The sequence below is a fragment of the Rhizobium sp. WSM1328 genome (assembly GCF_057653715.1).
Window position 1 is genome coordinate 1,116,091 of sequence record NZ_CM172788.1, and the last position, 18,904, is coordinate 1,134,994.

Consider the following 18,904-nt stretch of genomic DNA (forward strand, 5'->3'; position numbering starts at 1 on the left):
CCTAGATTTCATCCATGAAGGCCGAGAGGAATTCGCGCAGGCTTTTATCGCGCGCGGCCGCCAGCCTGCGGCCGGTCTCGGTCTGGAATCCTTCCGCCAGTTTGAACAGCTTCGTCTGGAAATGGTCAATGGCATAACGCTTGTCATCGAACGGGCGGTCCGCTGCCGCCGGGTCGAACGGATCGTAGAGCCTGGATCCCAGTCGCCCGGCGATATAGAAGCAGCGTGCGACGCCGACCATGCCGATCGCGTCCAGCCGGTCGGCATCCTGCAGGATCTTCGCCTCCAGCGTCTGCGGCGTCACCCCGGCCGAGAAACTGTGCGCGGTGATTGCGTGGGCTGCGTCTTCGATATCGGCCTCGCTCCAGCCGAGTTCCGCCAGGATCGCCGATGCCTTCTCCGCCGCCAAAGCCGATGCTTTTGCCCGCAGCGGCGAATTCTTCTCGACGGCGACGCAGTCGTGCAGCAGCACGGAAGCGGCAAGAACTCGCCCGTCGCCGCCTTCTTCCGCATGGATGCGCATGGCATTCCTGAAGACGCGCAGAATATGGGCAAGATCGTGCGAGCCGTCGTCGCCGTCGGCCGCATGCGCAATCAGCGCCGCGGCAAGCGTTTCGTGTGGGGAGAAGGCTTCAGCCGCGAACATAGCGCCACCTGTCATGAGGAAGATCGTTTTCCGCCGATAGGCATCGGCGCGGAATGGAATGCGGGCGGTAAAAGGATGCGACAACGAAGATCTCAGGAATCGCAGCCGATTTTGTAGCGGCTTGCCGTGCGAGTCGCAATCGAGAGGGATCTCAGTGCTTGGCTTCAGGAAGATGCGTCACGCCGCCGTTCGGCGGCAGGGAGAGAAGATGGGGCACGTCACGCGCCGGTCGCGGCGGACTGATGTGATAGCCTTGGATCTCGTCGCACTCCTCGCATTCGAGCAGCGCCAGCTGCGCGGCCGTTTCGACGCCCTCGACGGTGACGCGCATGCCGAGCGCATCGCCGAGCAGGATGATCGCGTGCATGATCGCATGCGCTTCCTTGTTGTCGACGATGTCGTTGACGAAGGACTTGTCGATCTTGATCTTGTCGAAGGGGAAGCTCGAGAGATAGCTCAGTGAGGAATAGCCGGTTCCGAAATCGTCCATCGAGATGCGGATGCCGCGCTCCTTCAGCGCATGCAGGATCGGCAGCACGTCGCTTAGATTTTCCATCAGCACGCTCTCGGTGATTTCGAGTTCAAGCCGCGACGGCAACAGCGCCGCGGCGGCAAGCGCCTCGCTGACATCTCGCGTCAGGTCGCTGCTGCTGAATTGGATTGCCGAAACGTTGACGGCGATCTTGATGCCCTCCGGCCATTGCGCTGCATCGTTGCAGGCCCGGTGCAAAACCCAACGGCCGATATCAACGACAAGGCCCACCTCTTCGGCAAGCGGAATAAAATCCATCGGCGGAACGCGGCCTCGAGCCGGGTGGTTCCAACGGATCAACGCTTCGAAGCCACAGATGCGCCGCTGCACGAGGTCATAAAGCGGCTGGTAGTGCAGCTCGAATTCTTCATTCTCAACGGCTGCTCTGAGGTCCGCCTCCAGCGCGTGGCGCAGCTGGATCTGCGCTTCCATCTCGCTGGCGAAGAAACGTTCGCGTTTGCGGCCGTCCGCCTTGGCATGTGACAGCGCCACGCCGGCATTTTTCAACAGGATATCGGTTTCCTCGCCATCCTCAGGGGCGATTGCGATGCCCATGGAGACGCTGAGCTCCACCTGTTTTTCGCCGTGGAGGAATGGTTTGGAAAGCTCCCGGCGGATCCGCTCGGCAAGCGCCGTCACGTTCCGGGGCTGCTGCCTGCCCGTCTGCAGGATGGCGAATTCGTCCGAGCCGAGGCGCGCCAGGGTGTTTTCCGAACCGGCCGAGGCTCGGATGCGCTCGGCGACCTGCAGCAGGATCTTGTCGCCGGCCGAAACGCCCATCGTGTTGTTGATCGATTTGAACCGGTCGAGATTGAGGTGAACGAGGGCAATCTGCTGATCTGGCCTGCGCTCTGTGAGCGTCGCATCCACCTGCTCGCGGAAATGGATGCGATTCGGAAGGCCGGTCAGCGGGTCGTGGTGGGCGAGATAGGTGATGCGCTCGGCCGCCCTTCGATCCTCGGTAATATCGGCATGAATGGAAATGTTGCTGCCGTCGGAAAGGATAGTCACCATGCTCTGGATGATGCGGCCATCGTCCATCAACCATTCGCGCCGACGGAGACTACTGCTCCTTGCGGTTGCGGAGGAATGTCGCCCGGTCCGCCGGCCGGGCTTGGCGCTGGCGCTCTCCGTGCCGCGCATTTTGGCCGTGAGATCGGCGATTGTCGCGCCGGCAATGACATCTTCGTCCGTCAGGTCGAAGAGCTGGCGGAAGCGGGTGTTGGAAAGCGTCAGCCGCTGGTCGGAGTCGAAGACGCTGAGACCGAGCGGCAGGTTGTTGAGGATGATTTCGAAGAGCTCTTTCTGTCCGTCGAACGCTTTGCTGAGGGCGGAAATATTGCCTCTCAGCGCATGGTTTTCCCTTAGCAGCGTTTCCGCGCTTCTCTCGATTTCGTCATAGTCGCTTTCATGGACGCGATAGGTCGCGATCACAAGATCCATCAGGCGCTGCGCATCGATCGATCCATCGGCGGTGACTGCCTCGGTACATTGCCGCCAGAAGAGCGCTTCAGCTTTCATGTGAATGCGTCTCGCGGGACGACAGCGGAGGGAAGCGTCCTCGTTTGATGAACGTGCCTCATTTCGCCGGACATAGAAGACCTTTCTAAAATGAATACAGAGATTGATTTTGATAAGCTGGACGCCTGCTGGTGATGCGTGGATGCCCATTTTGTATGGCCCGGATTAATATTCGGTTGCAGTGCAGCAGAGACCTCGCGGCGTTAGACGTCTGTTTTATATGTGAAAAATACCTGAAATACGGAGAAAAGCGGCCCCCTGATGCTGGCAGAGGCCTGCGCTCGCGCATTCCGTTAACTTTTGTCAATCATCGTTAATGAGAAGTTAACAACTTATTGACGCACTGCGCAAATCAGTTTAACCACCGAGTCAACAGTGATTTTCCCAGTTCGTATTGCGTACAAACACCACCGGCAAAAGGCGGTGAATGGAGGTTTGTATGACCAGCACCACATCCGTTTCAGACACGTCATATGCATATCTGGCGACTCTTCGCGTCTCGATGCCAATGGCGATGGCGTCCTCAGCCGCGGCGAACGTGCCGCCGATGAGAAGCCCGGCATCATCAAAGAACTCCTCGAAGAGGACAAAACCAGCGAGACGCAGCCGAAGTTTTCCGGCAGCCTGATTGCGCTGATGATGGACACGCGTGACAGTGCCACGGCAAGCAGCATTGCCGTTTCCTATCCATTGCAGCAGACCGCGCCGGCGACAGGCGATCAGCCCGAGGATCTCTACCGCAAGACCTACGGCCAGTTCGATTTCGACGCGGTCGCCTGAACGGTGTGCCGATCCGGATGATCAAGCCGGCCGTTGGTCGGCTTTTCTCGTTACGTCTTCTTCGTGCGATCTTCCTCGGTCAGGAACACCTTCCGGTTTGACACGTTCAGAAGGACAACCGGACGGAAGGAGATCTCCATGAAAGCCATGCGCATTATCGCCGCCCTGAGCCTGCTTGCGGTTGCATTGCCGGCGGGCGCTCAGGACAAGCAGACGGCGGTTGCCAATTTCGTCGGCAAGGACGGCAAGGAGGACGGTCGCGCGCAACTGACGGCTGCCGCCACTGGCGGCGTCCTGATCGAAGTCGAGATATCGGGACTGCCGGTGAATAAATGGGTGGCCTTCCATGTTCATGAGACCGGCCGCTGCGACGCCGCGACCCATCACGAATCGGCGGGCGGCCACTTCAATCCTGAGAAGGCCGAGCACGGCATTCTTGCCGCCAAGGGTCCGCACGCCGGCGATATGCCCAATCAATATGTCGGGCAGGACGGCGTGCTGCGGGCGCAGGTCTTCGACAGCATGGTCACGCTCGACGGCAAGACCGACGGCATTCGCGGCCGTGCATTGATGGTGCACGCCAATTCGGATGATTATCGAAGCCAGCCTTCGGGTGATGCCGGGGAAAGACTTTCCTGCGGCGTCATTCAATAGGCTATGGCGCAATTCTCAGATCGGCATCGATTAACAACAAAATTGGGAATTCGAAGTGCACAGCGCCGCGGGTCTTAAAAACACCCGCGGCGCTGCAATGTCTTACTGCCGCGTCGGCGTCGGTTTTTCGGCCGTCGCCTTGCCGTTGGACGTTTTTGCCGGCGCGGCATCTGAAGCATCCGGCGCAGCGTCAGGATTGTCGTCGAAGGCGAGTTTCACGCGCTTCACCATGTCACGGCTGACCAGCCACCAGTCACCGGTCTTTGCCCAGTAGCGCAGCGCTACGGAGATCGTGCCGTCACCAAGGCTGTCGATGAAGACGCTGGGTGCCGGTGACGTCAGCACCCTGGAATCGGCTTTGGCAAGGTTCATCAGCCTCTCCATCGCCAGATCGATGTCATCCTCATAGGCGACGCTGATTTTCAGCTCGTTCCGCCGGGTGGGTTCGCGGCTAAAATTGGTAATCGGCGTGTTCCAGAGCGTCGAATTCGGCGCCAGCCGGTAAAGCCCGTCGCCGGTTTTGAGCTCGGTTGCAAACAATCCGATTTCGCGTACCGTGCCGGCCACGCTGCTGGTCTCTATATATTCGCCGACGCGGAACGGCCTGAGGATCAGCAGCATGATGCCGGCGGCGATATTCTGCAGCGTGCCTTGCAGCGCCAGTCCGATCGCCAGGCCTGCCGCGCCGAGGGTTGCGATGATCGAGGCGGTCTGGACGCCGAATTGACCGAGCACGGTGATGAACACCAGAATGAGCAGGGCATAGCGCAGCACATTGGTGAAGAAACGCGCTAGCGTCTCGTCGATGCCATGAACGCGCGACAGGCCTTCATAGGCCCAACGACTGGTAAAACCGGCCAGCGCCCAGCCAAGAACGAGAAGGATCACCGCCCCGAGGACAGAGAAGGAATATTGCACGGCAAGCGCGCTTGCCTGGCTGAGCGCCGTTTGCGTGGCGAGGAGGACATCGGCTGCCTGTTGTTCCATGATCTGGCCCTGTCGATTGTGCGTGATCGGGGCCTAGATGGAGCGGCTGGCGGCAGCGTCAACCGCAAGCGGCGTCCCGGATAGCAAGGACGAAGGGCGCGTTGCCGTCGGCATCGGCGCCACGTCCGATTGCCCGCACCGCCGCAACCAGCCGGCCGCTGCGGCCGAGCAGCGCGTCACCGATTTGGATCAGCCGGGCATTCGGTGTCGCGAAAGGCGAGGCGGCCCGCAGCCGGCGGGCAAGCGTTTCGTCGCTTTGATCGGGTGCCAGCGACAGCGCGGCGATGAGGGCTGCGGCCGGCGATCGCGACACACCCATCCAGCAATGGATGAGCAGCGGCGTCTCCTGCCGCCACGAGGCGGCAAAGTCGATAATCCCGCGCACATGCGTCTCATCAGGCGCCACGAGATCACCGGTGCCCTTGAAGACGATGTCGTTCATAGCAAGCGTCAGATGACGTTCGGCCGCGATCACGCCCGGCCGGTGAAAGGCCTGCTCCTTGGCGATCAGGCTGATCATGTCGCGCGCCTTGTGGCGCACCGCCATCTCCGCGATGCGCGACAGCGGCGAGACGACGATGAAGGTCACGATACCATCTCCCGCTCGACCTCGATCGCGGCGAAGCGCTCGCAGAACAACCGCTGTGCTTCGATGGCCGGCAAGGGCTCGATCATCAGCATGTCCTTGCTGATGCCGCGCGGCTGGCCGAAGAATTTCTGTGCCTCGGCAGGTGTGAAACCGGCAAGCACGGTCGCTTCGAAATAGGCGGCGATCGTATCGGCCTTTTTGATTCGGTCCTTGAGGTCGCGCGAGGGATGCGGCGGCAGGCCGAAGCGCAGGTGCACGGCGGCCTCCAGCCGCTTTTCCACCGTCTTGTAGCCGCCGCCGACCACCGATTTGAACGGCGAGATCATGTCGCCGATCACATATTCGGGCGCATCGTGCAGCAGCGCCATCAGGCACTCCTGCGGCCGCGCGTCGTTGAAGCGACGGAAGATATCCTCGACGACGAGACTGTGCTGGGCCACCGAGAAAGCATGATCTCCGGAGGTCTGGCCGTTCCAGCGGGCCACACGCGCAAGCCCATGAGCGATGTCGATCAGTTCGACATCGAGCGGCGAGGGGTCGAGCAGGTCGAGCCTGCGCCCGGACAGCATGCGCTGCCAGGCACGCGGAGCTTTCGGTGTTGTCACGCGCTGGCCTCGTCGGCGCTGGCGGGAAAGACGAGACCGGACCATGCCGGCAGGACGAGGGACACAGGCGTGTCGCCGGCGAGCAGCGGCGTGCCTGCCGCCATCGCCGCGCCGGCGCGGTCGATGCGCACGATCGCAAGTCCATTGCCGCCTTCGACCGAACCGAGTGTTCCCACAGGCTTGCCGGCGGCGGTGATCTCCGTCCCGGTCCCTGGCAGGGCCGTTGCGGCGGACACTGTCACGACGCGCCGGCGCGCGGTGCCGCGATGCTGCATGCGCGAGACGACCTCCTGGCCGACATAGCAGCCTTTCCTGAAGGAGAGGCCACCGTTGAAATCCATCAGCACGTCATGCGGGAAGGCGTCCTGCAGGGCAAAGTCAGATCCTGATGTGACGATGCCGTGGCTGATGCGCAGCGCGTCGTAGAGCACTTCTGCACCATCGCCGTGTCTTCCTGCCCGACGGGTGAGCGTGACGCCCGCCTTGGCGAAGCGACTGTCTCGGGCACCCTGGCTCTCCCGGACGCCCTCGGCACCCTCGTCCCAGGAAACGGTAACGCCCTCTTCGGTGCTTGGCGAAAGTGTGACGGCGGCGCGCAGCTTGTACATCGTCAGCCGCTTCAACAGGCCGTCGCGCTGGCCGGCATCGGTTTCGATCATGTAGCCGTCGCCGTCCTGCCAGATCATGAAGTCGAACAGGATCTTGCCTTGCGGCGTCAAGAGTGCCCCGGGCCGCGCCTCATCAGGCCCAAGCGCGGTGATATCGGTGGTGATCAGGTTCTGCAGGAAGGATTGGGCTTCCGCGCCGCTGACGAAGAGCAATGAGCGGTCTTTCAGGAATACGGCTGGCATGGCGGAACCTGTCGCGTTGGTCATCGCTCAGAGGTATGTCTTCATGAGGTGGATCGCAAGCGCCATGCGAACGTGAAAAGCGCAGCCAAGACGGGCATCAATCGCCCGCTGTGAAGAATTTCCATTTACCCTGAGGCGTAATGCCGAGGCGGTAGAAATTATATCCGCCGAATTCCTGCATGTCGGAGAGATCGCCGGCAGTGACGATGCGCAGCAGTTCAACACGCTCCGGCGGCGTCAGCGTCTTCAGGTCCTTCTCGGCAAAATAGGGCCAGACATACATGTCGTCTGCTGTGCCCTGGCCGACATGTACGAAGCCGGTCGAGACGATGTCGAGCATGATGGCAAGGATCTCGTCACCGTCAGGATCGCCCGACAGATCCTTCAGCGTGCCGATCGGATCGTCGGTCGGTTCGCCCACAGTCACCTGCGTCTGGTCGGCACCAGTGCCCATCAGCGGCCGCAGCCGCTCGAGATCGCCGGAGGCGGCCGCCTCGACGATCTGCTCGCGCATCTTGCGAACCGGTTCTGGCACCTTGCTGATGTCGTAGATCACCTCGGCAGGCTTGGAATTGTCCTGAGCGCCCGGCGTCTTGTCGACACCCTGATTGTTCTGGCCGTTGACCAGCGGATCGGCCATGGGAACGCCGGGAGTGGTCTGCGGCTGGCTCTGTCCCTGAGCGCTTCCCTGTGCGGGTGGCGTCTCGTTGGCCGCTTGGCCGGGGATCTTGTGCAGTTCGGAAAGCGCGTAGGCTGCCGGCGCAAGGAAAACATTGCCGGCGGCGAGGCTGAACGCAAGCAGCACCGGCGCGAGGGAAATTCGCGAAACTTTCTTTTTACCGGTGTGCATCAAACTCTCTGATAACAATTATTGCAGGGTGCGGTTCGCGGAGAAATCGCCGGCAAGCATGCGCTCACGCAGCGAATCCAGCAGGGCTTCGGCGCTCTTTTCCCCATGCAATCTGATCGTCTCGCGCAGCGCATGTGCAATGGCGGCATCAGCGATGATTTCAGGCTCGATCCCGTCGGCCATGCCGTCGGCCCAAGCCTCGTTCTGGTACTCCAGAGCTGCCTGCATCTTTTCGTGGACGATCATGTCGTCGATGTCGTTGAGGCTTGCTTCCATTGTCTTTTCCTCAGAACTTCTCATGTCTTACTGCACCGTTAACAACACTAACAGCCTTTTCCCAAAACGACACGTCCGCTTGCGAAAACAGGTTAATTAAACGTCAATTTCCAAAGCGCGAGGTAATTTCTGTGGCAAGTGTTGCACCTTCGTTACGGTAGCGCTCTTCTGCCACGATGGCCGCCGGGGTGCAATCCGTATAGACCGAGGCGAAGGCGCGATAGCCGCGATTGAAGGCTGCTGTCAGCTTCTCCTTGCGCTGCGGCTCGTTGCCGGTCTCCGAATCAAGCAGCTGCTGCATGCTGTTTCGCCACTCGTCGCCGCCAGGCGCCTTGCAGAGCGTTCTCAGATAATGCACCGAACCCAGCACCTCGGCGAACCGCGCCAGCTTGTCGTCATAGGGCACGATCACAGCAGGTGGGGGCGCAATTTCCTCCTGCTGCGGAGGCGGCGTATTCTTGCCCTGCGCCATCGTGGGGCCGGCGAGCACGAGCAGGGACAGGAAAACGCGTCGAACGGGAATCATGCACCCAGTTGATACGTTGAGCATGACGGCAACAAGGCGTGCTTCAAAGTTTCCACGTCTATTCGCCGCCCGCCAGCCGTTCCGCGCATTCGAGCACGCTCTGCGGCACGGGCAGCCGCCGGATTTCCTCCACCGTGTACCAGCCGAGGGCGGCCGCATCGTCGGCGGCTTCCGCCACCGCGTCTTCATCCGCATCGACCCGAAAGACCGATAGCAGGAAATGGCTGTTGACGCTGCCGTCGGCCGCATGCGTCTTCAGGTCGTAGGTCGAAAACAGCCGCGGATTCCGTGCCGAAATGCCGGTCTCTTCATGGAGTTCGCGCAATGCCGTTTGCTCCGGCGTTTCGCCAGGCTCGGCCCGCCCGCCGGGAAAGGCATACATGTCGGCGGAAGGCGGATTGCGTCGCAACACCAGAAGGAATCGTCCATCACGTTCGAGAATGGCGGCTGAGCCGGGTTTAGCGGTGGACGTCATCGGGACTGCTCTTGCTGTGATGGCTCATCTTATCGAATGAATAGTGCCACGAGGATTCGAAAGGTGCTTCCGTGACCTACATCATTTTTGCGTTTGCTGCCCTCTTCGAGATCGCCGGCTGCTTTGCCTTCTGGGCATGGCTGAAACTCGAAAAACCCGTCTGGTGGCTGGCGCCGGGCATGGTCTCCCTGGCGCTTTTCGCCTGGCTTCTGACGTTGGTGCCGAGCGAGGCCGCCGGCCGCGCCTTCGCAGCCTATGGCGGCATCTACATCCTCGCATCGCTGCACTGGCTGTGGCTGGTCGAAGCCCGTGTGCCTGATCGTTACGATATCGGCGGTGCGCTGATCTGCCTTGCCGGCGCCAGCCTCATCCTCTTCGCGCCGAGAGGCTGAGGCGTCTTGACGGAGCACCGGCCGGGTGCAAAGACAAGCCGATGTGTGGACGTTTCGCCCTGACAATCTCCAGCGTCGACCTGCGCGACGTCTTCTCCGGTCTCGATTTCGACGATTTTCCGGCGCGCTACAACATCGCGCCGACGCAACCGATCCTCGTTGTCATATCAGGCGAGGGCAGGGAGCAGGGCAGCAACTTGGCCGACCGGCGCGCCGTGCTCGTGCGCTGGGGCCTGACGCCGGGTTGGGTCAAGGATCCGAAGGATTTCCCGCTGCTGATCAACGCGCGCTCCGAAACCGCGATCGGCAAGGCCTCCTTCCGCGCCGCCATGCGTCATCGCCGCGTGCTCATCCCGGCCTCCGGTTTCTATGAATGGCATCGTCCGTCGAAGGAAAGCGGCGAGAAGCCGCAGGCCTACTGGATCAGGCCGCGCCGGGGTGGGGTCATCGCCTTTGCCGGGCTGATGGAGACATGGTCCTCGGCCGACGGGTCCGAGGTCGATACCGGCGCGATCCTGACGACATCAGCCAATTCAGCCATATCAGCGATCCACGATCGCATGCCCGTCGTCATCAGACCTGAGGATTTCACGCGCTGGCTGGATTGCAAGACTCAGGAGCCGCGCGAAGTGGTAGACTTGATGCAGCCGGTTCAGGATGATTTCTTCGAGGCCGTACCGGTCTCCGACAGAGTCAACAAGGTTGCCAACATGGGCCCCGACCTGCAGGCGCCGGTCGTCGTCGAAAAGCCGCTGAAGGCGCCCGACAAGCAAAAGCCTGACGGCGGCCAACTCAGCTTCTTCTGAACACTATCCGCCATCCCTGCAGGCCGTCGGCGACCTATCGGCGCCGACGTCTCACATAAGCGACGGCGATGTATCGCTTCCTCCATCAGGTTTTTCGCGTTGTGCTTGGTCGCCAGAGCGTTGTCGGGAGATTTCCGACGATCGCCTCGTCATTCGCTTCGTCAGCGGTGCCTAACGCATGTAACCCGAAAGCACGCGTGATTCCAATTTGAAGCCTTCCGCTTCAAGCGGATTTTTTGACGCTGGTCGGCTTATGCTTCGCCATCAGCGATGCTGCGGCAACAGCCTTCAGGCCGACGGGGCGATAATTGGCGGCGAGGTCTGGCTTGGCCGCCTGCTGTTCGCCGGTACTGCTCTTCTTCGAAGTCACGATACTCTCCTTGCGTGGTTCTTCCCTGGGTATTTTATAGTTTGATGTTTCATCACGAATAGCGACAAAACGGGGGCGTCGCTTATCAGGATTTGTAAACGCGCACCATAATTCGCGAGGCTTAACTGAAGCCTACGTTGGTTAATACTTACTGAAGAGAGCAGTTCCAATAAAAGTCTGAAAGCGGTTTTCTGGGGAAAAGCGCAGAACAGCTTCATCCGGATAAACCGCATGCTTTTCCCGGGGATACGTCAGAACGAAGGGAGAGAAGCATTTCCGTCATTCCAAGAAATCCGGAAATGCTAGGAGATCAGATGTGCCGGCCGATATCGTCGTCGCCGATGCCCGGCTCCTCGATCGTCAGCGTCCCGTATTTCCGCCGCCATTTACGGGCGCCGAAGGGAAGCGATACGAGGTAGGCGGCCACGGTGAAGACCATCACCTCCCAGGTGTAGCTCATCAGCAGAGCCACATAGAGCACGACGCCGAGCATCATCGGCAGTACGAGGTCGCGCCGCAAGCGGTTGCCTTCCGATTTGCCCGACCAGACCGGCAGCCGGCTGATCAGCAGGAAGGCGATGAGCACGGTGTAAATCGACGAGATATAGGCGAAGGTGCGATCCGTCGCCAGCCCGAGGAAGCCGAGATAGACCGGCAGCAGCACAAGCATGGCGCCGGCCGGCGCCGGCACGCCGACGAAATATTCTGATTGCCAGCTCGCCTTGTTCTCGCGTTCGGCCATGACATTGAAGCGGGCAAGGCGAAGTCCGGCGGCGATGGCATAGATCAGCGCGGCGATCCAGCCGAGCGAGCGCGCCTGGTCGAGCGCGAAGACATAGACGACGAGGGCGGGTGCGACGCCGAAATTGACGATGTCGGCAAGCGAATCCATCTGCGCGCCGAACTTAGAAGTCGCCTTCATCAGCCGCGCTACGCGCCCGTCGATACCGTCGAGGAAGGCGGCGAGCAGCACCATGGAAACGGCGAGCTCGTAACGATTCTCGAAAGCCAGCCGGATGCCGGTCAACCCGGCGCAGATCGCCAGAATGGTGATAAGGTTCGGAAAGACGAGCCGGAGCGGGATTTCGCGCAGACGCGGGCCGCGGGCGGAATCATCCGGCCCATTGGGCTCGAAAGGCGGAAAAGGCGTTTCCATATCGCGTTCCAATCGTTCCTAAGGCAATTCCAGCAACAGTGCGTAGCGCTTCTGCACTTCCGTGAAAAGCTCACCCGCTCTAACTGCGGCGGCTGATGACGGGACCCTTGGCGGAGGCGAATTCGGCGATGACGGTTTCTCCCGCAACCGCCGTCTGGCCGAGCGAGACGCGCGGCGCAGCACCGGCGGGCAGGAATACGTCGAGCCGCGAGCCGAAACGGATCAGCCCGAAGCGCTCGCCGGCATCCACCGGCTCGTTGGGGTTTGCCCAGCAGAGGATGCGCCGCGCCACGAGGCCGGCGATCTGCACGACGCCGATCTGGCCGTGGCGGGTTTCGATCACCAGCCCGTTGCGCTCATTGTCCTCGCTCGCCTTGTCGAGCTCGGCGTTGACGAAGCTGCCGGAGCGGTAGTTGATGCTGATGATGCGCCCGCGCATCGGCGCCCGGTTCACATGGCAATTGAAGACGTTCATGAAGACCGAGATGCGCAGCATCGGCTCGGAGCCGAGGTTGAGCTCGGCCGGCGGGGTCACCATCTGGATCGCCGAGACCTTGCCGTCGGCGGGAGAGATCACCAGGTCGTCGTCCTGCGGGGTCACGCGCTCCGGATCGCGGAAGAAATAGGCGCACCAGAGCGTGAAGATCATGCCGATCCAGAAGAGCGGCTTGAAGATCCATCCCAAGACCAGCGATGCGACGAAGAAGGCGGCAACGAAGGGATAACCCTCCTTGTGCACGGGGACGATCGTGTTGCGAACCGTGTTGAACAGGCTCATGGCTGCCGGTCTCCTTGCGTTTTCATTTTTGCTGGTTAGCGAAAAACCGTCTCCGGGGCAATGCTGCGGCATCGGCCCTGGTTCCCACGCCGGGTTTCTGAACAACAAAAGCCGGCCGGCGTCGGTTTCCCCCTCAGCTTGCCGGAGCAAGTCGTGTTATCACGCCGAGGTCGTCGCTTTCGCGCACCTGCTTCAGATGTTCCTCCGCCTGTGTCGCCTCGCGCTGGCGGTTCCACATCGAGGCATAAAGGCCGTTCCTTTCGAGCAGGGCTGCATGTGTTCCGCGCTCGGCGATCTCGCCGCTTTTGAGCACGATGATTTCATCGGCGCTGATGACAGTCGAAAGCCGGTGGGCGATAACAAGCGTCGTGCGGTTCTTCGAAACCAGGTCGAGCGCTTCCTGGATTTCTCGTTCCGTCGTCGTGTCGAGCGCCGACGTCGCCTCGTCGAGGATCAGGATCGGTGGCGCCTTGAGGATGGTGCGGGCGATCGCCACCCGCTGCTTCTCGCCGCCCGAAAGCTTCAGCCCGCGCTCGCCAACCTTGGTTTCGAAACCCTCGGGCAGCGTTTCGATGAAATGTGCGATCTGCGCCACCTCGGCCGCTGCAAAGACCTCGCCGTCGCTGGCCGATGTGCGGCCGTAGCGGATGTTGTAGGCGACCGTGTCGTTGAAGAGCACTGTATCCTGCGGCACCATGCCGATCGCCGTACGCAGACTCTTCTGCGTCACCTTGCGGATATCCTGGCCGTCGACGGTGATCGCGCCGCTCTGGATATCGTAGAAACGATAGAGCAGGCGCGACAGCGTCGATTTGCCCGCACCCGACGGACCGACGACGGCGACCGTCTTGCCGGCCGGCACCTCGAAGGAAATGCCCTTCAGGATCGGACGGGCCGCGTCGTAGGCGAAATGCACGTCCTTGAAGGAGATCGCGCCCTGGCCGATCCGAAGTTCGGTCGCATCGGGCGCGTCTTTGACTTCGGTCTGCACCTCAAGCAAATCGAACATCTGCTCGATATCGGTCAGCCCCTGGCGAATTTCCCGGTAGACGAAGCCGATGAAGTTGAGCGGTACGGAAAGCTGCAGCAGCATCGAATTGACGAAAACGAAATCGCCGACCGTCTGCTCGCCGCGCTGCACGGCCAGCGCCGACAGCACCAGCATGATGGTCGTGCCGATGCCGAAGATGACGCCCTGGCCGAAGTTCAGCCAGCCGAGCGAGGTCCAGACATCGGTTGCCGCCTTCTCGTAGCGTTCCATCGATTTGTCGAAGCGCTTGGCCTCCATCTCTTCATTGCCGAAATATTTGACGGTCTCGAAATTGAGGAGCGAGTCGATCGCCTTGGTATTGGCGTCGGTATCGCTATCGTTCATCGACCGGCGGATGGCGATGCGCCAGTCGGATGCGCGGATCGTGAACCAGATATAGGCCCAGACGGTAAAGGCGGTAACGGCGAGATAGGAGAAGCCGTAGCCCCACCAGAAGATCACTGCCGTCAGCAGGAATTCGATGACGGTCGGGACCGAATTGAGGATCGTGAAGCGCACGATCGTCTCGATGCCCTTGGTGCCGCGCTCGATGATGCGCGACAGCCCGCCGGTCTTGCGCTCCAGATGGAAGCGCAGCGACAGCTCGTGCATGTGCACGAAGGTCCTGTAGGCGAGCTGGCGCACCGCATGTTGTCCGACGCTGGCAAAGAGCGCGTCGCGCAGCTGATTGAGGCCGAGCTGGATCAGCCGGGTGATGCTATAGGCGATGACAAGCGCGATGGCGCCGGCCAGCAGCGGCGGCACCGAGCCGGCAAGATCCATCCTGCCGTTCAGCGCATCGGTCGACCATTTGAAGAAATAGGGAACGAGCAACAGTACGAACTTGGAGATCAGCAGAAAGACCGAAGCCCAGACGACGCGCATCTTGAGGTCGGGCCGGCCGGCCGGCCACATATAGGGCCAGAGGTTGAGAAGCGTCTGCGGCAGGTTGGATTCCGAGACTGTCTTGCCGTTTGCCATGATTGTCTCCAGCCCGGATGGGCTTGCCGCGATTGCGGCGATTCGATGCCGGCAAGAGCGCGGAACCGGGACGTGCCTGAAAGCGCTTCCCACAACCCGCAGCCGCCACCGCCAGATAGGGTGCCGGGCGGACGAATACAACAATTGCTGGGGTAAGGAAACGACGAGGCCGGGCGCTTGTCCCGCCCGGCCTCGTCGTGTTGTTTTGCAGCTTAGAGATGCTGGCCGGACATGCGCTTGCGGTGCAGCTCTTCGGCATTCGGCAGTACATCCTTCGGCAGGCCGAAAATCTGGCCAGGGCGGATGCGATCGGGATTGATGATCTTGTCCTCGTTGGCGATGTAGATCGTCGTGTAGCGAACGCCGAGACCATAGGTACGGCGCGAGATCTGCCAAAGCGTGTCGCCGCGGCGAATGATGACCGCCGCGTTGTTCGCCGTCAGCGGCGCCTGTTCGATCGTCTTCGGCTGGTTGCTTCCGACCTCGTTTGCAGACGGCGTTGCCGGCGCGGGTGCGGCGGTGAGCTCGGCAATCATCCCGCCCAGCTTGTCGAGTGCGGCGCCGACCGACTTCGCATCCCCAGGCAGGCCCTGCAGCAGCTTCAGCGCATTGCCGGCGACCTGTGAGGAGGAACCTGACGCTTGCTTGAAGACATCAGGCGCATCGGCCGCTGGACGGAAGTCTGCGACGGAGCGCAGCGCAAAGTCCGTTGCCGAGCGTGCTGCCGCAAGCTGTTCGGCGCCGGGCAACTTGCCATCGGCAAAAAGCCCCTTCAGCAGGCCGAAGGCCTTGCCGACTTCGGCTTTCAGTTTGCGGAGCTCGCCTTCGTCAAGCGGAACCATCGAGGAAGCACCGTTCGCATCTGCGGGGGCCGATTGCGCGGCGACCCTCACCTGATCGCCGGCGGGGCGATTGAAATTCACCGACGCACGCACGATCACCTTGCCAGTGGGATCGACGACATCGACGCGGATCTTGTGGTCGCCGACCGAAAGCGCCACCACACCGTCGATGACGAAATGGCCGTCGGAGCCGGCAGTATCCTGGCCGACGAGGCTGTCGTCGGCATAACCGATGACCTTGGCATTGGAGCGCGTCGTGCCGGCAATGAAGATCTTGTTGCCTTCGATCTCGACGGCATTGACCATCACGTCGGGTGCATTCGTCTTATCCGGTGCGGCAGTGCCGGGAATGGCCGGTGCCGTATCAGCGCCGCCGGAGGGTGTGTCGGTGAGGTTCGGCGTCTGCAGCGCCAGCTCGCCGGTTGGTGCAGCCGAGCTTTCACCGGTTGCCGGCTTGTCCGCAGGCGGCGCCATCGGATTGGAGGCGTCGGCAACTTCGGTTCCGGCCTTCGGCGCGGTGATGATGCGGCTCGCCGCGCCGGGTTTGGAAACCATGGCGAGCAGATTGGCGCCATTGCCATCCTTCGGCACGGAAATGGTCGCGACTTCTTCGGAAAGCGTGCTCTTGCCGTCCTTGCCCGTGAACTTGAGCACCAGCTGGTGGTCGCCGGCTGGAAGCGGATCGTCGAGAACGGCAGCAAAATCGCCACTCGCATCGACATTGGCCGTCGTCACCACCTTCTCGCCGTCGAGCACCTCGAGCTTGCCGTTCGGTTCGGCGGAACCGGCAATCACCGTCGATCCGTCGGGCTCGACGCGCAATACGTCGAAGGCGGGAAGTTTCGGGCCGGTATTTTCCGCTGCCGTATTCGCCCCAGGGGCGGTCTCCGGCGCACCGGTCAGCGCAACCTCGGCCTTGGCGATCGCGGCAAGCGCATCGGCGATGTTCTCGGGCAGCGACCGGACGATGGCGAGCGCCTTCGCGCCACCGTCCTTGGCCTTGGCGGCAAGGGTCTGGGTCGCGGGATCGAGGCCCTCGGGAATAGTGAAGCCGGCAAGTGCGGTCAGCGCGTTGACGGCCTTGGTTTTGGCGGCAGTGAAGACATCGATGGCAGGGCCTTTGCCGTCGGCAAACAGCGCCTTGAGCTCGCTGAGCGACACGCCGGCATCGGCCGAAAGGCGGCCGACCTGATCGGCGACCGCAGCCGCATCGCCCACAGCGGAGCGCGATGTCTTTGACGCCTCGTTAACCGTGTTCTTGAGCTCCGTGCTCGCCTGGTTGATGGCGTCGCCGACCTTGGTTGCATCGCCGCCGATACGCGGCATGACGACAAACACCATCAGTAGGATTGCGATTGCGAGGACTGCAAGAGCCAGCAAGCCGGCACGGTTCTTCATCATTATGTCTCCCAGAGCGGCAATTTGCCGTAATACCCAAAATTGCTAGCGATTCCCGTTGCTTTCCACAAGCATTCAAAGCAATTAGGCAAGCTAGGCACGCTGCTTTTCAGTCAATTTTCTTGACTGCATTGAAATGGAATAGTTGTTTTGCCCTCATGACCGAACAATCTGTATCGATTCGATCCATCTGCGTTTACTGCGGCTCCAGGCCGGGACGCGATCCTTCCCACATGGCGGCCGGGCGTGCTCTCGGAAGAGAGATCGCCGAATACGGCCTGCGCCTCGTCTATGGCGGGGGTACCAAAGGCATCATGGGCGCGGTTGCCAGCGGCGTGCTTTCAGGCGGCGGTCAGGTCACGGGCATCATTCCCGAATTCCTGATCGATATGGAAGCGACTCGCCACTCGCTCGGTCAGCTGAACGAACTCATTGTAACCCCTGACATGCATGCGCGCAAACACACCATGTTCGAGCGCTCCGATGCCTTCGTCGCGCTGCCCGGCGGCATCGGCACGCTGGAGGAGATCGTCGAGATCATGACCTGGGCGCAGCTCGGCCGCCACGAGAAGCCGATGGTCTTCGCCAACGTCAACGGTTTTTGGGATCCGATGATGGAACTGATGCGCCATATGACCGAAGAAGGCTTCCTGCACACCGCCCACCGGGTGCAGCCACTCGTCGTCGACGAGATCCCCGGCATCATTCCGGCGATCATGGCCCAGGCAGCCCAGCTCGCCGCCGATCGTGACGGCGAGGACGAGGTGATTTCGAAGATGTAGGGATTCAATGCATGTCGCCCAAAAGTGTCCAGCGGTCTTGGGACAAAGACATGCATAAAACAAAGACCTGAAGCGCGTCGCATGAATCCGATTCGACGTGACGCGCTTTAGCGCCTCAGCGCCCGCGGCTTCCCTTCAGCATCGACCAGCTATAGAGGAACAGCCCCGCCCAGATCAGCGGGAAGGCGATCATGCGCGCCGTGCCGAATGGCTCGTGGAAGACGAAGACCGCGATCAGGAAGATCATCGTCGGCGCGATATACTGCATGATGCCGATCGTTGAGAGTTTCAGCAGCTTGGCGCCGTTTGCATAGATCATCAGCGGCACGGCGGTGATGACGCCGCAGCCGAGCAGCAGGGTCGTGTCGGCAAGACCGGTGCGGTACAAATGGCCCTGGCCGCTGCCGAATTCCAGATAGAGAATGTAGAGGAGGGCCGGCCCGCTGAGGATCAGCACTTCCAGGAAGAAGCCCTGGTTCGGCCCGAGCGGCAGCGTCTTGCGCAACAGGGCGTAGAACCCCCAGCTGACCGCCAGCGTCAGCGCCACCCACGGGATGCCGCCGCTGTCCAGCGCTAGAATGGCGACGGCAAGCGCCGCAAGCGCGATCGCCGCGATCTGCAGCGGTTGCAGCTTTTCCTTGAGGAACACCGCGCCGAGGAAGATGCTGAACAGCGGATTGATGAAATAGCCAAGTGCTGCGTCGAGCGAATGGCCGGCGCCGATCGCCCAGACATAGGTGCCCCAGTTGACGGTGATCAGCGACGCCGTCAGCGCCGCCATCGCCAGCATGCGCGGCGAACTGAGTGCTGCGCGGATATCCTGCGTGCGCCCGAGCACGATCAGCACGATGCCCGCCAACGGCAGCGACCAGACGATACGATGGGCGATCACCTCGGCCGGCGAGATATGCGCCACCGCCTTCATGTAAATCGGCAGAAAGCCCCAGAGCAGATAGGCCGTCAGCGCGAAGGCGAACCCGCGCGGACTGTCTTCGTTCTTGGCCAACGGAACGGATGCATCGGTCGACATCGGTGTTTCCATCTTTGTTCTTCTTCTGATCCGGCCTAGCTTAAGCG

At 61.5% G+C, this 18,904-nt stretch carries 20 protein-coding genes and 1 pseudogene; 5 read left to right on the plus strand and 16 right to left on the minus strand.

All coding sequences use genetic code 11. The features are described from left to right. Position 1: 1 nt before the first annotated feature. Both AC2444_RS05720 and AC2444_RS05725 read right to left on the minus strand, forming a co-directional pair. On the minus strand, positions 2 to 661 hold the full coding sequence (locus AC2444_RS05720; RefSeq protein WP_171815713.1) for an HD domain-containing protein: 660 nt from the start codon (positions 659 to 661) through the stop codon (positions 2 to 4). 136 nt (positions 662 to 797) lie between these two features. Continuing rightward, positions 798 to 2,699 (minus strand): putative bifunctional diguanylate cyclase/phosphodiesterase, encoded by a 1,902-nt coding sequence (locus AC2444_RS05725; protein WP_012756796.1) that lies wholly within the window; start codon positions 2,697 to 2,699, stop codon positions 798 to 800. Between the two features lie 427 nt (positions 2,700 to 3,126). Here AC2444_RS05725 and AC2444_RS05730 point away from each other — a divergent pair. Both AC2444_RS05730 and AC2444_RS05735 read left to right on the plus strand, forming a co-directional pair. Further along, positions 3,127 to 3,479, plus strand: a pseudogene (locus AC2444_RS05730) (hypothetical protein). A gap of 138 nt (positions 3,480 to 3,617) precedes the next feature. Next, complete coding sequence (locus AC2444_RS05735; RefSeq protein ID WP_012756798.1) at positions 3,618 to 4,133, plus strand: superoxide dismutase family protein; 516 nt, start codon at positions 3,618 to 3,620, stop codon at positions 4,131 to 4,133. A 102-nt stretch (positions 4,134 to 4,235) separates the two neighbouring features. Here the strand turns inward: AC2444_RS05735 and AC2444_RS05740 are convergent, their stop codons facing one another. The 8 genes from AC2444_RS05740 to AC2444_RS05775 all read right to left on the minus strand — a co-directional run bounded on the left by AC2444_RS05740 (position 4,236) and on the right by AC2444_RS05775 (position 9,292). Next, on the minus strand, positions 4,236 to 5,120 hold the full coding sequence (locus tag AC2444_RS05740) for a mechanosensitive ion channel family protein (RefSeq protein ID WP_012756799.1): 885 nt from the start codon (positions 5,118 to 5,120) through the stop codon (positions 4,236 to 4,238). Positions 5,121 to 5,178: 58 nt separating this feature from the next. Beyond that, on the minus strand, positions 5,179 to 5,709 hold the full coding sequence (locus AC2444_RS05745) for a tyrosine phosphatase family protein (protein WP_012756800.1): 531 nt from the start codon (positions 5,707 to 5,709) through the stop codon (positions 5,179 to 5,181). Then, positions 5,706 to 6,314, minus strand: a complete 609-nt coding sequence (locus tag AC2444_RS05750; RefSeq protein WP_011651215.1) for an HD domain-containing protein — start codon at positions 6,312 to 6,314, stop codon at positions 5,706 to 5,708. Before AC2444_RS05750 ends, AC2444_RS05745 begins: the two co-directional genes overlap by 4 nt. Continuing rightward, a complete protein-coding gene (gene ygfZ / locus AC2444_RS05755; RefSeq protein WP_012756801.1) occupies positions 6,311 to 7,165 on the minus strand; it encodes a CAF17-like 4Fe-4S cluster assembly/insertion protein YgfZ in 855 nt (284 codons plus the stop codon). Before ygfZ ends, AC2444_RS05750 begins: the two co-directional genes overlap by 4 nt. Positions 7,166 to 7,262: 97 nt before the next feature. After that, positions 7,263 to 8,015: a hypothetical protein gene (locus tag AC2444_RS05760; protein WP_012756802.1), complete on the minus strand. Its 753-nt coding sequence runs from the start codon at positions 8,013 to 8,015 to the stop codon at positions 7,263 to 7,265. Between the two features lie 18 nt (positions 8,016 to 8,033). Then, positions 8,034 to 8,291, minus strand: a complete 258-nt coding sequence (locus tag AC2444_RS05765) for a hypothetical protein (protein ID WP_012756803.1) — start codon at positions 8,289 to 8,291, stop codon at positions 8,034 to 8,036. A 103-nt stretch (positions 8,292 to 8,394) separates the two neighbouring features. After that, positions 8,395 to 8,841: a TIGR02301 family protein gene (locus AC2444_RS05770; protein ID WP_171815676.1), complete on the minus strand. Its 447-nt coding sequence runs from the start codon at positions 8,839 to 8,841 to the stop codon at positions 8,395 to 8,397. Positions 8,842 to 8,875: 34 nt separating this feature from the next. Next, the gene (locus tag AC2444_RS05775; protein ID WP_012756805.1) at positions 8,876 to 9,292 is read right to left on the minus strand and encodes an NUDIX hydrolase; all 417 of its coding nucleotides are present in this window, start codon (positions 9,290 to 9,292) and stop codon (positions 8,876 to 8,878) included. A 71-nt stretch (positions 9,293 to 9,363) separates the two neighbouring features. Between AC2444_RS05775 and AC2444_RS05780 the strand changes: the two genes are divergently transcribed. Continuing rightward, positions 9,364 to 9,684 (plus strand): YnfA family protein, encoded by a 321-nt coding sequence (locus AC2444_RS05780; RefSeq protein ID WP_012756806.1) that lies wholly within the window; start codon positions 9,364 to 9,366, stop codon positions 9,682 to 9,684. 41 nt (positions 9,685 to 9,725) lie between these two features. Continuing rightward, a complete protein-coding gene (locus AC2444_RS05785; RefSeq protein ID WP_012756807.1) occupies positions 9,726 to 10,490 on the plus strand; it encodes an SOS response-associated peptidase in 765 nt (254 codons plus the stop codon). 223 nt (positions 10,491 to 10,713) lie between these two features. Here the strand turns inward: AC2444_RS05785 and AC2444_RS05790 are convergent, their stop codons facing one another. The 5 genes from AC2444_RS05790 to AC2444_RS05810 form a co-directional block, all read right to left on the minus strand. Next, a complete protein-coding gene (locus AC2444_RS05790; protein WP_003558132.1) occupies positions 10,714 to 10,860 on the minus strand; it encodes a hypothetical protein in 147 nt (48 codons plus the stop codon). 310 nt (positions 10,861 to 11,170) lie between these two features. Then, positions 11,171 to 12,016: a CDP-diacylglycerol--serine O-phosphatidyltransferase gene (gene pssA / locus AC2444_RS05795; protein ID WP_012756808.1), complete on the minus strand. Its 846-nt coding sequence runs from the start codon at positions 12,014 to 12,016 to the stop codon at positions 11,171 to 11,173. Positions 12,017 to 12,095: 79 nt separating this feature from the next. Continuing rightward, positions 12,096 to 12,794 carry a phosphatidylserine decarboxylase gene (locus tag AC2444_RS05800; RefSeq protein ID WP_012756809.1) on the minus strand — a complete coding sequence of 233 codons (699 nt, stop codon included), beginning with the start codon at positions 12,792 to 12,794 and terminating at the stop codon, positions 12,096 to 12,098. Between the two features lie 133 nt (positions 12,795 to 12,927). Beyond that, positions 12,928 to 14,805 carry an ABCB family ABC transporter ATP-binding protein/permease gene (locus AC2444_RS05805; protein WP_012756810.1) on the minus strand — a complete coding sequence of 626 codons (1,878 nt, stop codon included), beginning with the start codon at positions 14,803 to 14,805 and terminating at the stop codon, positions 12,928 to 12,930. Positions 14,806 to 15,017: 212 nt separating this feature from the next. Next, positions 15,018 to 17,048: a LysM peptidoglycan-binding domain-containing protein gene (locus AC2444_RS05810; protein ID WP_012756811.1), complete on the minus strand. Its 2,031-nt coding sequence runs from the start codon at positions 17,046 to 17,048 to the stop codon at positions 15,018 to 15,020. Positions 17,049 to 17,203: 155 nt separating this feature from the next. On the opposite strand from AC2444_RS05810, the gene AC2444_RS05815 reads away from it, so the two are divergent. Further along, positions 17,204 to 17,827 carry an LOG family protein gene (locus AC2444_RS05815; protein WP_003546992.1) on the plus strand — a complete coding sequence of 208 codons (624 nt, stop codon included), beginning with the start codon at positions 17,204 to 17,206 and terminating at the stop codon, positions 17,825 to 17,827. A 115-nt stretch (positions 17,828 to 17,942) separates the two neighbouring features. Here the strand turns inward: AC2444_RS05815 and rarD are convergent, their stop codons facing one another. Beyond that, on the minus strand, positions 17,943 to 18,857 hold the full coding sequence (gene rarD, locus AC2444_RS05820) for an EamA family transporter RarD (protein ID WP_012756812.1): 915 nt from the start codon (positions 18,855 to 18,857) through the stop codon (positions 17,943 to 17,945). Positions 18,858 to 18,904: the final 47 nt, after the last annotated feature.